Genomic DNA, 14,874 nt, shown 5'->3' on the forward strand with positions numbered 1-14,874 from the left:
GCAGACTTGCGGCAATTAATGCTTGCGCGGGTGAACGGCGGCGGGCGATCTGTGCTAAAATAGTGCCCAACAGCAATAAACGCAAAGGGAGCGCCAAAAGGTGCGCAAGGGGAGCGGATGACGGGACCGTCCCGAATTGTCGCTGGCATCATCGCTATCGTGCTGCTTGGCGGCGCAGCGGCCTTTGCGATCGTGTGGCGCCCGGCGATTGCCGCGGTCGAGCCTCCCGGGCCGCTGACCTTCGATGCCGCCCTCGTCAAACGAGGCCGCGACCTGGCGGCGATCGGCAATTGCAACGATTGCCATACCGTGCGCGGCGGAAGGAACTTTGCCGGCGGTCTGCCGGTGCCGACCCCGTTCGGCACCATCTTCTCCTCGAATATCACGCCGGATGCAGAGACGGGAATCGGGCAATGGTCGGAAGCCGCGTTTCGGCGCGCGATGCGCTCCGGCGTCAACCGTGAAGGCCAGCACCTCTATCCGACATTCCCATACGACCACTTCACCAATGTCAGCGACGAGGACGACCGGGCACTCTATGCCTTCCTGATGACGCGGCAGCCCGTCCGCGCGCCGGCCCGCGAAAACCAGCTTTCGTTCCCGTTCAACCAGCCGATTGCCATCGCCGGATGGAAATTGCTTTTCCTTCGTCACGACACCTATCAGCCCGATCCCGGCCAAAGCGCCGAATGGAACCGTGGCGCCTATCTGGTCGAAGGCTTGGCGCATTGCGGCGCCTGCCACACGCCACGCAATGTATTGGGGGCCGAACGCAACAGCGCGCAGTTTGCCGGCGGCGATGTCGAGAACTGGCACGCCTACGCGCTGAACGATCAGTCGCACGCGCCGGTGCCATGGAATGCGGATGCGCTGTTCGCGTATTTGCGCAACGGCTGGCACCCCGACCACGGTACGGCGCGCGGGCCGATGGCGGAGGTGGTCAGCAACCTTTCCTCGGTCCCGTCAAGCGACGTCCGCGCGATCGCGGTCTACATGGCCGGCGTATCGGGAGCGCCGGCGCCGGATCGCAAACGTCAGGGCGAGGCCGCACTCGAACAGGCCAAATCATCTGCAGTCGCCGCTTCCCAAACCAATGCGGCCGGTGCGTCAATCTATGCCGCGGCCTGCGCGTCATGCCACGCGAGCGGCCGGCCGCTGCCTTACGGTGGCATCAACCTGGCGCTCAGCACCGCGATCGCCAGCCCCGATCCGCGCAATCTCGCCAATATCGTGCTGTCCGGCGTCCGGGCCGTCGAAGGCGAACGCAGCCCGATAATGCCCGGATTTGCCGCCAGCATGACCGATGCGGAGGCTTCGTCGCTGCTGAGCTATCTTCGCACGCGGTTCAGCAACCAGTCGCCATGGTCCGGCGTTGAAAAGGCAGTTCAAGACGCACGGCGCGCACAGACCGCATTTCTCATGACATCACCCGCGCCGCGTAACGCACCCGCCGATCCTCAGCAGCGAGAAAAGCCATGATGACATTGAAGGTCAACGGCCGCGAGCATCAGGTGGATGCGGAGGCGGATACGCCGCTGCTCTACGTGCTGCGCGAAGACATCAAGCTCAACGCCGCCAAATTCGGCTGTGGCCTCGGCCAATGCGGCGCATGCACTGTCATCGTCGACGGCAAGGCCGTGCTCTCCTGCGTGACGCCGATGATTTTGCTGGAAGGCAAGCAGGTCACGACGCTCGAGGGTCTCGGCACGGCGTCGGAACCGGCGCCGATCCAGCGCGCCTTCATGGAAGAGCAGGCAGCGCAATGCGGTTACTGCATCGCCGGGATCATGATGCGGGCGCAGGCGCTGCTGCAGAGAAATTCCAGGCCGACCAATGAACAGATCCGCTCCGAGCTCGAACCTCATCTGTGTCGTTGCGGCACCCACATGCGCATCCTGCGCGCGGTGCGCCGTGCGGCGAGACTGATGGACACCGCGGATGCTTCGTCAGCGGTCGAGGGGAGAGCCCGATGAACACCCCCGTGAATATCGATCGCCGCCGGGTGCTGGCAGGCGGCGGCGCGCTGATCGTCAGCTTCTCGTTGTCAGGCGCTTTGGCGCAGCAGCAAGCCGCTCCCGCCCCGGCTCCCGCACCGAGCCCGCCCGGTAGTTTGAAAACGTCGCCCTATCTCGACGCGTGGATCCGCATCGACGCCAATGGCAGGATCGAGGTGTTCACGGGCAAGGCCGAACTCGGCCAGGGCTTCAAGACGGCGTTTCAGCAGATCGCGGCGGAGGAGCTCGATGTTGCGTTTGAATCCCTCAAGGTGACGACGGCGGACACGGGCCTGACCGCGAACGAGGGCTATACGTCAGGCAGCAACTCCATGAAGGACAGCGGCACCGCGATCCAGAACGCGGCGGCACAGGCGCGCGAACTGCTGCTTGCCGAAGCCGCAAACCGGCTTGGTTTGTCGGTCGAGACCTTATGGACGGCAGGCGGTGCGGTGATCGCGCCCGATGGCAAACGTCTGTCGTATGGTGAGCTCGTTCGGGACGATATGCTGCATGTTCAGGCGCAGCCGAAGTCGAAACTGAAGGACCCCGCGACATTCAAGATCATTGGCCGGTCTGTGCCGCGCGTCGATATCCCGGCCAAGGTGACCGGCGGTGCGGCCTATGTTCAGGACATGCGGCTGCCCGGGATGGTGCATGCCCGGATCGTGCGGCCGCCGAGCTATGGCGCGCAACTGATCGAATGCGATACTGCCGCTGCCGAGAAGCTGCCCGGCGTCGTCAAGGTCGTGCGTGACGGCAATTTCCTTGCCGTGGTCGCCGAAAAGGAGTTCCAGTCGGTCAAGGCGATGAATGCGCTGGCCGCCGCCGCGAAGTGGCAGGAGACGGCAAGCCTGCCAAAGCAGGACGACCTGCTTGCGGTGCTGACCAGCCTGCCTGCGCAGACCTCGACGATTTTCGAGCGCGGCAAGTCTCAGGCCACAAGCCAGAAGACCATCGAAGCGACCTATACGCGGCCCTATCAGGCGCACGGATCGATCGGTCCGTCCTGTGCGGTGGCGCAACTGATCGATGGTGCGCTGACCGTGTGGACGCACACCCAGGGCGTCTTTCCCGATCGTCAGGGCATCGCGGAAATGCTGCGCATGCCTCCGGCCAGCGTTCGGCTGATCCATGTCGAAGGCTCCGGCTGCTACGGCCATAACGGCGCCGACGATGCCGCGGCCGATGCCGCGTTGATCGCCCGTGCATTGCCCGGCCGCCCCGTTCGCGTGCAATGGATGCGCGAACAGGAACATGCCTGGGAGCCGTTCGGCCCGGCGATGGTGACGAAACTCAAGGCCTCGCTCGACGGCAATGGCAAGATCGCCGACTGGCATTTCGACGTCTGGAGCAATACACACTCGATGCGGCCGGGCGGCGCCGGATCGATGCTGGCGGCGCAGCATATGGCGCAGCCGTTTGCTGTGCCGGCGCCCAAACCGTTGCCGTTGCCGGAAGGCGGTGGCGACCGCAACGCCATCCCGATTTACGCCTTTCCCAACGCGCAGGTGGTGCACCACTTCATCCCGGCGATGCCGTTGCGGATTTCGGCAATGCGGGCGCTCGGCGCCTATCACAACGTATTCTCGATCGAGAGTTTTATGGACGAACTCGCGGGCCTCGCTGGTGCCGACCCCGTCGAATTCCGTTTGAAACATCTTGAGGATCAGCGTGGCCGTGCCGTGATCGAAAAGGCGGCGCAGAATTTTGGATGGAGGAGCGGCCAGAAGGCGCCGCAGGATCGCGGCTTCGGCTTTGCCTTCGCGCGTTACAAGAATTTGGCGGCCTATTGCGCCATTGCTTCCGAGGTTGAGGTCAACAGGGAGACCGGCCGTCCACGTCTGGTCCGCGCGGTAGCGGCGGTCGATAGCGGGCAGGTGGTCAATCCCGACGGATTGGTCAACCAGATCGAAGGCGCCATCGTGCAGTCGATGAGCTGGACATTGTACGAAAGCGTTAGCTTCGACGATACCAGGATAACCAGCATCGACTGGCAGACCTATCCGATCCTGCGTTTCGAGGCCGTGCCTGACAGCATCGAGGTTCATATCATCGACCGGCCGGGGCAGCCGTTCCTCGGCAGTGGCGAAACCGGGCAGGGACCGGCGGCGGCATCGATTGCAAACGCCATCGCCAATGCGACGGGAAAGCGCTTAAGGAATTTGCCGCTGACACGCAAGCGCATCAAGCAGGCGATCGACGCGTGAAGGTGGCTACTGATAGCTCGCCACGATGTCGGACACTGCGCGTTCGAGCTGTTTTGCAGTGGCGCATTGGCGAACGACCGTGCAGAAAGTCGAATAGCGCGGCATTTCGGAATCGCCCCAACCCCAGGCCATCCGGCCTTCGGGGTTGAGCCAGACCAGCCGCTTCGATCGCTCGGCGATGCGGCGTACAATGTCGGCACGGGGATCGAGATTGTTGCTGCGGGCGTCGCCGAGCACGATCACGGTGGTTTGCGGCGTGATGGCGCTCATCCAGCCGTGCTCGAAATCATCGAAGGAGTTGCCGTAATCGGACGAGCCGAAGCCGACCTTGGACATGATCTCGGCCATCGCCTCTTCCGGCGATTTGGATTCCAGGATGTCGCTGACTTCGATCAGGTGGCCTGAGAACGCAAACGAGCGGACGTCGTCCACGACCTCGTGCAGGCTGTGGATCAGCAACAGGAAGAAGTCGGATACCCGCGCCACCGAACCCGAGACGTCGCAGAGTGCGACGATCTTCGGCCTGTCGCGGTGCCGGCGTTTCCACGCCGTGAGGAACGGCACGCCGCCCCAGGCGGCGTTGCGGCGGATGGTGCGGCGCACGTCAAGATGGCCGCGGCGCTGCCGCTTGCGCGGCTTGGAGTAGCGCTCGCGCAGGCGGCGCGCGATCTGGCGGATCAGACGGCGCATCTGTTCGACCTGCCGCGGCTCGATCCGCGACAGCGGCGCGTTGGCCAGGATTTCATTGCGAAGGTTTTCGGCTTCCTCGCGCCCGTACAGCAGCAGCGCCTGCGAGACGGTGTCGCGCACCGTGCCGCGCAGTCCGTCCAGCGCATTGGTCAGCCGCTCCGCGAGCGCCGGGTTGGTCGCAGTTAGATTGTCGAGGTCGTCGCGCAGGCGCTCGATGCCCATCCGGTCGAGGATGCGTCCAGAAAAGATGCCGCGCTGGGTGAAGTAGCGGATGTCGGACAACGAGGCCGCGCTCGCGGCGTTGGCAATGGCCGCCGAAATCTGGTTACGGTCCTGCGCCAGCAGCATCTGGGCGAGTTGGCCGAGCCCGTCGGCCTGCTGGTCGCCGCCGCTGGTGTCACCGGGTGAATCGGAGGCGGAGTTGGATCCTTCTGCGTCCTGCTCGTCGGCCTTGCCGTCCTCGAGCGGGGGCTGCGGCTCGGGCTGATCGAAGAACAGATCGAAACAATCCCCGAGCGCCTTCTTCTCATCCTGCGTCTTGGCAAGCGTCAGCAGAAATGTGTCGCGCAGGATGGTGCGGTCGGCAAAGCCGACCTTGGAGACCGCCCGCATCGCGTCGATGCTTTCGGCCGGCGAGAGCCTGACGCCTGCGCCCCGCGCCGCACGAAAGAAGCGATGCAGGTTCTCTCTCATCCCCTGTCTATCCGAAGACGTTCTGACGCGAAGCCTTGGCGATGAAGGTGGAGACCTGAGGCATCGTGGCCTCGATATCAGCCTCGTATTTCAGGAGAACGTTCAGCGTGTCCTTGACCACCTCGTGACCGAGCTCGGGCGCCTGCAGCAGCACCAGCACGCGCGCCCAGTCGATGGTTTCGCTGACCGACGGTAGCTTCTTGAGGTCGAGCGTGCGGACCTCATTAATAAAGCTCACCATCTGCTTGCGCAGCGTCTGCGAAATGCCGGGTACTCGGCTTTCGACGATCCGCTCTTCCAGTCTCTGCTCGGGGAAGCCGATGTGCAGATGCAGGCAGCGCCGCTTCAGCGCGTCGCCGAGATCGCGTTCGCTGTTCGAGGTCAGGATCACCGTCGGCGCCGCGACGGCGACAATCGTCCCGAGTTCCGGGATGGTCACCTGGAAGTCGCTGAGGATTTCCAGCAGCAGCGATTCGAATTCGGCGTCTGATTTGTCGATTTCGTCAATCAGCAGCACGCAGCCGGCGGGCTGTTCCAGCGCCTGCAGCAGCGGCCGCGGCTCGACGAATTCCTTGGAGAAGAACACGTCGCCGAAATCGTGCAGCTGGTTCAGCGCCGCTTCCAGCGTCGGCGCGCCGCCGAGCACTTCGCCAAGCTTGTCCTTGAGGATCTGTGTATACAGAAGCTGCTTGGCGTATTTCCACTCGTAGAGCGCCTTGGCCTCGTCGAGCCCCTCATAGCATTGCAGGCGGATCATCTTCATGCCGCGCCAGGCGGCGATCGCCTTTGCGAGTTCGGTCTTGCCGACACCGGCGGGGCCTTCGACCAGGATGGGTTTTTCGATCTGCTGCGCAAGATAGACCGCGGTCGCGATCTGGCGACTCGCAATATAGCCTTGCGCCGCAAGACCGCTTTCCACTGCCTCGATCGAGGCCGACGGCCCATTTTCAGCCACGGGGTTTCAACTCCGAATTCGGTAGATTTCGCAATGTTCTGCCCGCGTTCCCGGCAAAGGACAAGCGCCGTTTCGTCATGGGCGGCGGCAAAATCCGCCATTTTCCGCCTAGCGCAATGCCAGCCCGGTAGCGGCTTCCAGTTCCCCAATCGCCTGTGCCGCGCTGACCACCTTGATCGTGGTCATGCCCATCTCGCGCGCCGGCTTCAGGTTGACGCCGAGGTCGTCGAGATAGACGCAGTTTTTGGGATCGACCTGCAACGTCTCGACCATCATCCGGTAGATGCGCGGGTCGGGCTTTCGCAGGCCAATTTTGGCGGACTCGATGACGTGATCGAACAGCACCATCACCTCGGCGACATAGAGCGAGCGACCGCTGTGGCTGCCGATGGCGTTGGCGGGAAGGTTGTTGGTGATGCAGCCGGTCTTGAACCGCGCCTTGACGCGCTTGAGCGCCTCGACCATTTCAGGGCGCAAGTCGCCCGAGAGCAGCGGCAGCACATCCTTGCCGCGAACCGCCGCACCCAGCGCCAGCGATTCGGCCGCGAACAACTCGTCGAAAGCTTCGATATCGACCTCGGCGCGCTCGAACTTGGCCCAGGCATTTTCCAGATGGTTGGTGGCGTTGGTGCGCCGGATGATGTCGGCGGGCAGCCCGCGCTCGGTCTCATACCGCGTAAACGCCTCGAACGGCGAGGTGGTCAGCACGCCGCCGAAATCCCAGATTACTGCCTCGATCATCATGCCCTGCCTGAAACAAATGTGTTGGCGAGCGGCTAACACGAATTGCCTGCTGGAACCAGTGCGATCGGGCGCTTGGCGACATGCGCCGCGCGGGCTATTGCTGCGCCGATGAACATTCTGCCTCGCCTGATTGCCGGCCTTGCCCTGCTGCTATCCGTTCCCGCGCACGCCATCGTCGGCGGCGGTGCGCCGTCGACGGAGGGCGTCGCCCGCTCGGTCGTCACCATCGTCGGTTCGCGCGGCAATTTTTGCACCGGCGCGTTGATCGCGCCGAAACTGGTGCTGACGGCGGCGCATTGCGTGCCATCAGGCGCCGAGTACAAGATCGTCGAATATGGCGCGGACCGGCAGCCGTCGCTGCAGGACGTAAAGAGCGTCGCTGTCCATCCCGGCTTCAATATGCAGGCGATGTCGGGACATCGTGCGACCGCGGATGTCGCGCTGCTGCAATTGGCTGCGCCGCCCAAGGGAAAGACGCCGGCCGCGCTCGGAATGCCTGATATCCCGATCAACGTCGGCAGCCGCTTTACCATCGCGGGTATCGGCGTGACCGTTCGCGGCGACGGCAAGAGCGGCGGCACCATCCGCGTCGCCGACCTGGTCGCGACGGGCAAGCCGGGGACGTTGCAGATCAGGCTGGTCGATCCCGTCGGGCAGGGCACGCGTGAGGGGCTCGGCGCCTGCACGGGAGATTCCGGCGCGCCGGCTTTTGAGGACAAGCAGGGTGGCCCGGTGGTTGTCGGTGTCGTGAGCTGGTCGACCGGACCGAATGGCTCAGCCGGATGCGGCGGCATGACCGGCGTTACGCCGCTGACGCTCTACCGCGACTGGATCGTGCAGACCGCGCAGAAGTGGGGAATGGCGTTTTAGCTTGCTTAAACCTCGCCCCGCTTGCGGGGAGAGGGAGCAGAAAGAGATTAGCCCCTCAATGCTTCGCCGCCTTGTTGGCGGCGGCATTGTTCAGCACGATCAGTCCGTCGACGGCGACGCCGACCTTGCTGTTGATCAAAAACGGATTGACGTCGATCGAGGCGATGCGGCTGCCGGCGTCGGCCATCAGATTGGAGAGGCCGACCAGTGCCTTCACGGCGGAAGCCTCGTGCAGCGCCGGCTTGCCGCGATAGCCCTTCATTTTCACGCCGGCTTTGGTCTTGGCGATGAGCTGCTTCGCCTCGGCCTCGTCCAGCGGCGCGCCGGCCAGCGCCACGTCCTTCATCAGTTCGATATCGACGCCGCCGGTGCCGAACAGCACCACCGGCCCCATCTCGGCGTCGAGCGAGGCGCCGACCACGAGTTCGAGGTCGGCCTTGACCTGCTGCGCGATCAGGATGCCTTCGAGTTTTGGCTTGCTCTTGATCTTCTTGACCCGCGCGGTGATGTCGTTGAACGCCTTCTTCACTTCGGCTGCGCTGTTCAGGTTCAGCACTACGCCGCCGATATCGGACTTGTGCAGGATGTCGGCGCTGACCACTTTCGCGACCACGGGAAAGCCGATCGTCTTGGCGATCTTCACCGCCTCGGCAGCCGTCTGCGCAATTTCTTCCTTTGAAACCGGGATGCCGTAGGCCTTGAGCAGCTTCTTCGAGGCGACCTCGTCCAGCGCGGCGGCGCCGTTGGCGGCCTTGAGCGCCTTTTCCAGCACCGCACGTGCGGATGCCTTCGAACTGGACTTGATATCAGGCACTTCCTTGCGCAGCGAAGAGTACTCAATCAGCGACTTGATCGCGCCGACCGCGCGGTCGAGACCCTGCATGACCGCGATGTTCGGCAGCGATTTTCGCAAGGCCTTGGTGAATTCGGTGAAACCGATCGACATCGCGCTGATGTAGACCACGGGCTTGCTGGCCGCGCCCGCCATCTCGTTGACGATCCGTAAGTTACGCTCGCGCAATTCGTGCGGCGCCTTCGGCAGTTCGGCGTCGATGATGACGATGTCGGTGTCGGGATCGTCGATCATGATCTTGATCGAGTTCATGTAGACCGAGGGGTCCACCACCGCGGCAAAACCGGCATCGAGGGGATTGCCGACGATGCTGCCAGGACCGAGCATTTTTGCCAGTTGCTCGGTCGCATTCGCGCTGAGCGGCGCAAAATTCAAGCCCGCCGAATAGAACGCGTCGATCAGGAGGCCGCGCTTGCCGCCGGATAGCGACACTGCCGCGAGCCGGTTGCTCTTCGGCGGTTCGGCATGTACGAAACATTCGGTGGTCTCGATCAATTCGTCGAGCCCGCGGACGCGGATCACGCCCTCGCGTGTCGAGATCGCGTCGAATGTTTCGATCGAGCCGGCGAGTGCGCCGGTGTGCGCCATCGCGGCAGCGCGGCCGCCCTCGGAGGCGCCAAGTTTCAGCGCGATGACAGGCTTGCCGGCGGCACGCGCGGCCTTGCAGGCCTCTCGAAACACTTTTGTGTTCCGGACGCCTTCGAGATAGACGACGATGACGCGGATCGAGGGATCGGCGGCGAAATAGGCCATCAGGTCCGGCGTCTCGAGGCCGGTCTCGTTGCCGGTCGTGACCATGTAGCCGACGCCGACGCCACGATCCTCCAGCGTCTGGCGGATCGCCATCACGATCGCGCCGGATTGGCCGGCAATCGCGACAGGGCCAGCTTCCATGGTGACGATACGGTCGTCGATATTGGTGAACAGCTTTTCGCCCGCGCTTAAGTTGCCAAGGCAGTTCGGGCCGGTGACGGCAAGGCCGGTTTCGCGCACCGCCTCCTTCAGTTCAACCGCCAGCCGCTGGCTGTCCTCGTCCTGCAATTCGCTGAAGCCGGAGGTGACGATGGTGGCGGAGCGCGCGCCGGCGGCGGCGGCGTCACGGATCACCTGCACCGCGAAACGCGCCGGCACCAGCACCAGCACATGATCGGGCTTTTCGGGGAGGCTGGCGAAATCCTTGTAGCAGGGCACGCCCCAGATCGTTTCGCGCTTGGCGTTGACCGGGAACAGCCCGCCTTCGTATTTGTACTTGATCAGATTGTTCCAGATGCGCTCGGCATAGTTGCCGGGCTTGTCGGTGGCGCCGACCAGCACGATGTTGCGCGGGTGCAGCATCGCATGGATGCTTTTGACGATGTCGCTGGCGTCAGGCGAGGGCGACCATTTTTCGGCTTGGTGCGATGCGGTGCTTGCCTGAGCGTCCATGGATATCCCTTAAACTTTGTTGTTTTCTTTGGCCGTGGCGATTGAGGACGCCGCGCCATGGTTTTCTTATGATTGAGGCCTTTCTATTGAGACTTGGCTGGGGTGGCAACACGCGTTGTGCGCGCAGCGCCATTCGCGCCGCGCACGATATCCCGGCCCGCGGAGAATTCAGCGTGAACCCGGCGCGTCCCCGAGCATGGTGGCGTGCACAAGATAGCGCTCCGGCCCCTGCGTCAGCGCGTCGAACGGCCAGCAGGTCGACAGCACCAGTTGATGCCCGCCTGCGAGCGGATCGATGCCGGAGGCATCGAAGCGTACGACCGAGGTTGCATCGACACTGTAGCGGAACGTCCGGCCGTCGTCTCTTGTAACGTCGATCTCGTCACCGACGACGACGTTCTTCAGGAAGGCGAAATGCGTATCGCGGTGCGCGGAGTAGACGGCGACGCCGCGCTCGCCGGCATCCGGCGTCCGTTCGACATGACCTGGTCCGAAGGCGAGCGCCTGCCCGCTGCTGCCTGCGAGCACGATGGTGCTGGCATGGAGCCGTTTTACCCCGATGCGGGCGACCGGCCATGTATCCGCCCATGACCACGGCTTTGTCTCACGCCCGGTGGCGATGGTTTTTTCGAAGGCGCGTTCCAGCAGAACCTGTGCCAGCAGCGCCTTGGCGTGGATGTAGGCGCCCTGGCCGAACAGGATCAGGCCGATGACGGCGAGAAGGAGCGGCAGGATGAAGCGGGGCATCATGTTGGCCCTCGCGTCTTTGCGAGCGCAGCGAAGCAATCCATTCTTTCTTTTCGCGGTGAGGTGGATTGCTTCGCTGCGCTCGCAATGACGGTGCTGGTGAGAGAAAAGCGGCGCGCGCGGCCCTGGGGGGACGGGTGGAAGCCGCGCGCGCTCTGGAAAGAGGAGGTGGGGCGCCTTCTCTTTTCAGCCGATGTCAATGCGGTGACATCTGACGTCGAGTAAGCACGAACAGGATCAGGCTGAACGTGAGCAGGATCACGCCCGCAATCATCTTCAGTTCAGCGTCAGTCGCCGTCTTCGGCAGCGTGACCGTGGTGGGCGTTTGGGTCACGATCGGCTGCGCCCGTTTCAGCGCCGCGATCTGAACCCGTGCCTGTTCGTTATCCGCGCGGCGTTCCGTCGGCGTCGCCGGAGCGCGTTGTCGCTCGCCGAACACCTTTTCAAAATCCCAACCGGCCGGCAGGTTGATCGGCAGCTCCGCGACCTTGAGCGGCTCGCCTTGCGGACGACTCGGCGTCTTGTCGACCGCAACCAGGCTGGTCAGCCGCGTGACGAGCTGATGCTTGAGCGCCAGCGCCAGAATGGTCTTGTCGGCATCTTCCGGGCTCGCCTGCCGCGTGGTGCGTGCGACTTCGGCATCCGCGATCTTGCGCCGCGCCCAGAGTTTGGACAGGCCCTTGCCTTCGGCCGCATTCGCCAGCGGAAGGGTGACGACCCACGGACGGTCGCCGATGCGGCCCTTGATCTCGACCGAGCCTGACAGCTTGTCGAGCTTTGCCGCGAGAACCAGCGGCTCGTCGCGATAGACGTCGGGGATCGCGACCGGCGTGATGTCGGCTGAGGCATCAGAGAATTTTGCGGTGAGATTGGTGACCGCGGGATTCTCCAACTTGGCGAACAGGCCGCGCATGCGTTCCTCGACCTGTTCGACCGAGCCGATGTGGGTGAAGGTGCCGCGGCCGAGTTCGGCGGCGCGCGTCATCAGGTAGGTGTTCGGAGCCGAGCCGATGCCGACCATGAAGATGCGCGAGCGGCCACGCAGCGCATTGATGGTTTCGAACAATTGCTGCTCGTTGCCGATGGCGCCGTCGGTCAGAAATATGACCTGTCGGACGTAACTGGCATCGCCGGCATTGTCTGATAACGCGGCGCGCATCGCCGGCACCATTTCGGTGCCGCCATTGGCCTGCAGCGCGTCGACAAAGGAAGTAGCCCGGCCGATATGCTCCCTGTCGGCCGGCACGGCTGACGGGAACAGCACATCCATGGTGTGATCGAACCGGATCACGTTGAAGCGGTCGTTGGGCTGCAGGCGACCGAGCGCGTAAGTGAGGCTCGCCTTGGCCTGGATGATCGAAACGCCGCCCATCGAGCCGGAATTGTCGATCACGAAGATGACCTCGCGCGGCAGCGGTTTCTGCTGGGCCTGCTCGACCGACGGCGGCGTGACGAAGGCCAGCAGGTAATCGCTGTCGCCGACGTGCTCGCGAAACAGCCCGACCGACGGCGCCTTCTCGGTGGCCGATTTCCAGGTCAGCTCGAAATCGCGGTCGGCCGGCACCGGTCCTTCGGCCAGGCGAATGATGCTCGTGTCGGCATCGGCCTTTTCCGTCTTGAGCGCATGGTGGTGGCTTTTGACCTCGCCGAGCGGGAAGCCGGCCTGCAGCCGCACGGTGATACGGGTCGGATTGACCGGCGCGTTGGTCGCGGGGTCGAGCACTTCGGGCGAGATGCGGTCGCGATCCGGCACGGGATCGGATTTGACTGCGCCCCAGCCGCCGCCGTCGGGCCGGAAGTCGACGCTCTGCACCACGGGTGCGGGATTGTAGCGCGGGGCGACCACCATCGGCACCCGCAGCGAGAACTCGTTGCCGGATTGCTGGACCGGCTCCTGATATTCGATCTGCACCAGCACGGTTTCGCCGGGGCCGATATTGGCGACCGAGTTGGTAAAAATGTTCGGCCGCTCCTGTTCGGTCAGCGCCGCCTTCTGTCCGTTCTGCTTGGCCTGTTCGTAGATGACTTTTGCCTGCTGCCGCTCCTTGATGTCGCCGACCACGACGCGGTCGCCGATCACCATCTTCAGTGTATCGACCGCGCCGCCCGACGGCAGCGGATAGACGTAGATCGCCTCGACCCAGTCCTGCGTCGGGTTGCGGAAGATTTGAGTAACACGAGCGCGGACCGTTGGTCCCGAGACGGTGAGATCGACATCGATGCCGAGCCGCGATGCGTCGGCATAGCCGTCGTCCGTTTTCAGGAGCAGCGATCCGGAGCGCGCGTCGCCGGGCTTGACCAAGGCGGCTTGAACGCGCTCCGCCGACCATACCGGTTCGAAGCTCAAAAATAATGCCGCAAATCCGACCAGGATTACGGCAACGCCCTGCATCACGAAGAACAGCGCCAGCCTGATCAGGCTGGGCCGTTCGCTGGGTTTGTCGGCCTCAATTTCGTCTGACGTCGTCATGTCGCTCACTCCAAAACGGCGGTTTCGCCGTGGTGTGAGGGTGCGGAAAGCCTTGATTTGGCGCGAGCGGAATGATCGGCCTTGTTCGGTCGCCCGCCACCGGGCTCCGCCACGGCCGGGGTGGCTTTGTGCGGGTTTGTGATGGATTGTGCGTCTGCTAGACTGGCCCTTTGAGACCAGAGCCTTTTCCGTTCCGATTGAATCGGAACGGGGCTCTAGTTTCTTGTTTTGACGCGTTTTCTTGACGCGAACCGGTTTCCACTTCGCTGGAAAACGCTCCAGGAGTAACGATGCCAGCGCCGGACAAGCAGCTTTCCGCCGAGCAGAGCCGGCAGATTGCCGACACCATTCGTGAGGAAATCGCCCGTCGCCGCATCTCCCGGCAATCGCTGGCCGAGCTTGCAAAGCTCAGCCTTTCGACGCTGGAGAAAGTGCTCGGTGGCCGCCGGCCGTTTACGCTTGCCACGACCGTGCGGCTTGAGCAGGCGCTCGGTGTTTCCCTGCGCAAGGCCCCCGACGCAGCGGCGCCCGTCGCACTCAATGGGAACGGCGACATCGCGCCTGATGCGCTGGGGGCCTATTCGCGCCGCGGCGCGGAATGGATCGAAGGGACCTATGTCACGGTGCGTCCCTCGTTCGGCGACAAGGACGCGATCTTCGCCTACCGCACCGAGATCTCGTGGGACAATGCGGCGTCTTCCCTGGTGTTTCACGAAAGCGAACGGCAGGACGCGGCCTTCACCCAGTTCGGCGAGGTGGCGATGCCCAATCAATCGGGCCACATCTATCTCGTCACCAACCGGCACGGCCAGCATCGCCTGATCACGGTGGCGCGGCCGACGATTTCAGGCGAGATGTATGGCATCATCACCACATTGCTCGCAGGCCGCGGCTCGCTGTTGACGCCGATCGCGGCGCCAATCGTTTATTTGCCGATCAAGATGGTCGGCAGCCCGACCTTTGGCCGGGTTTCAGTCGATGACCCCAATTACGCGCAATATCGCCAGCATTTGCGGCGGACGACCGAAGAACCGTTTGCGCTGTTCCTGCCAGGATAAGGACTTGCATTCCCGGAGAAATAGACTATATGCCTCTTATTCGAATTACCGCTCTGCCTTGTTGACCGCGCCGAAACCGGCCCCATTCCCCAAGACATCGTTGAAATCGGATGAAGCCCGCGCGGAGGTCGTGTGGGCAAAGCGCTTAGGCGCATCTTGGAGATA

General features: G+C 63.6%; 11 protein-coding genes. 5 read left to right on the forward strand and 6 right to left on the reverse strand.

What is annotated here, in order from left to right; translation table 11 throughout:
* Positions 1 to 117 precede the first annotated feature (117 nt).
* Genes ACPPVP_RS03140 through ACPPVP_RS03150 form a run of 3 tightly spaced genes read left to right on the forward strand, consistent with a single transcriptional unit; the run spans position 118 to position 4,204 of the window.
* Entirely contained in the window at positions 118 to 1,479 is a 1,362-nt protein-coding gene (locus ACPPVP_RS03140) for a c-type cytochrome (RefSeq protein ID WP_426531202.1), read from the forward strand.
* On the forward strand, positions 1,476 to 1,973 hold the full coding sequence (locus ACPPVP_RS03145) for a (2Fe-2S)-binding protein (RefSeq protein WP_426531204.1): 498 nt from the start codon (positions 1,476 to 1,478) through the stop codon (positions 1,971 to 1,973). The genes ACPPVP_RS03140 and ACPPVP_RS03145 overlap by 4 nt, the downstream gene beginning before the upstream one ends.
* Positions 1,970 to 4,204, forward strand: coding sequence for a molybdopterin cofactor-binding domain-containing protein (locus ACPPVP_RS03150; RefSeq protein WP_426531206.1), 2,235 nt, complete (start codon positions 1,970 to 1,972; stop codon positions 4,202 to 4,204). The genes ACPPVP_RS03145 and ACPPVP_RS03150 overlap by 4 nt, the downstream gene beginning before the upstream one ends.
* A 6-nt stretch (positions 4,205 to 4,210) precedes the next feature.
* Here ACPPVP_RS03150 and ACPPVP_RS03155 read toward each other — a convergent pair whose 3' ends face one another.
* From ACPPVP_RS03155 to ACPPVP_RS03165, 3 genes are all read right to left on the reverse strand, one after another.
* The gene (locus tag ACPPVP_RS03155) at positions 4,211 to 5,587 is read right to left on the reverse strand and encodes a vWA domain-containing protein (RefSeq protein WP_426531208.1); all 1,377 of its coding nucleotides are present in this window, start codon (positions 5,585 to 5,587) and stop codon (positions 4,211 to 4,213) included.
* A 7-nt stretch (positions 5,588 to 5,594) separates the two neighbouring features.
* A complete protein-coding gene (locus tag ACPPVP_RS03160; RefSeq protein ID WP_426531210.1) occupies positions 5,595 to 6,542 on the reverse strand; it encodes an AAA family ATPase in 948 nt (315 codons plus the stop codon).
* 108 nt (positions 6,543 to 6,650) lie between these two features.
* Positions 6,651 to 7,286 carry an HAD-IA family hydrolase gene (locus ACPPVP_RS03165; RefSeq protein WP_426531212.1) on the reverse strand — a complete coding sequence of 212 codons (636 nt, stop codon included), beginning with the start codon at positions 7,284 to 7,286 and terminating at the stop codon, positions 6,651 to 6,653.
* A gap of 108 nt (positions 7,287 to 7,394) precedes the next feature.
* Between ACPPVP_RS03165 and ACPPVP_RS03170 the strand changes: the two genes are divergently transcribed.
* Positions 7,395 to 8,156 carry a S1 family peptidase gene (locus tag ACPPVP_RS03170; RefSeq protein ID WP_426531214.1) on the forward strand — a complete coding sequence of 254 codons (762 nt, stop codon included), beginning with the start codon at positions 7,395 to 7,397 and terminating at the stop codon, positions 8,154 to 8,156.
* Positions 8,157 to 8,211: 55 nt separating this feature from the next.
* Here ACPPVP_RS03170 and ACPPVP_RS03175 read toward each other — a convergent pair whose 3' ends face one another.
* The 3 genes from ACPPVP_RS03175 to ACPPVP_RS03185 form a co-directional block, all read right to left on the reverse strand.
* Complete coding sequence (locus tag ACPPVP_RS03175) at positions 8,212 to 10,434, reverse strand: acetate--CoA ligase family protein (RefSeq protein WP_426531216.1); 2,223 nt, start codon at positions 10,432 to 10,434, stop codon at positions 8,212 to 8,214.
* 168 nt (positions 10,435 to 10,602) lie between these two features.
* The gene (locus ACPPVP_RS03180; RefSeq protein WP_426538427.1) at positions 10,603 to 11,181 is read right to left on the reverse strand and encodes a class GN sortase; all 579 of its coding nucleotides are present in this window, start codon (positions 11,179 to 11,181) and stop codon (positions 10,603 to 10,605) included.
* A 196-nt stretch (positions 11,182 to 11,377) separates the two neighbouring features.
* Positions 11,378 to 13,651, reverse strand: coding sequence for a marine proteobacterial sortase target protein (locus ACPPVP_RS03185; RefSeq protein WP_426531218.1), 2,274 nt, complete (start codon positions 13,649 to 13,651; stop codon positions 11,378 to 11,380).
* Between the two features lie 290 nt (positions 13,652 to 13,941).
* On the opposite strand from ACPPVP_RS03185, the gene ACPPVP_RS03190 reads away from it, so the two are divergent.
* Positions 13,942 to 14,709 carry a transcriptional regulator gene (locus tag ACPPVP_RS03190; RefSeq protein ID WP_426531220.1) on the forward strand — a complete coding sequence of 256 codons (768 nt, stop codon included), beginning with the start codon at positions 13,942 to 13,944 and terminating at the stop codon, positions 14,707 to 14,709.
* The last annotated feature ends 165 nt before the right edge of the window (positions 14,710 to 14,874 follow it).

The sequence above is a fragment of the Bradyrhizobium sp. McL0615 genome, from assembly GCF_049993905.1.
Lineage (GTDB): Bacteria > Pseudomonadota > Alphaproteobacteria > Rhizobiales > Xanthobacteraceae > Bradyrhizobium.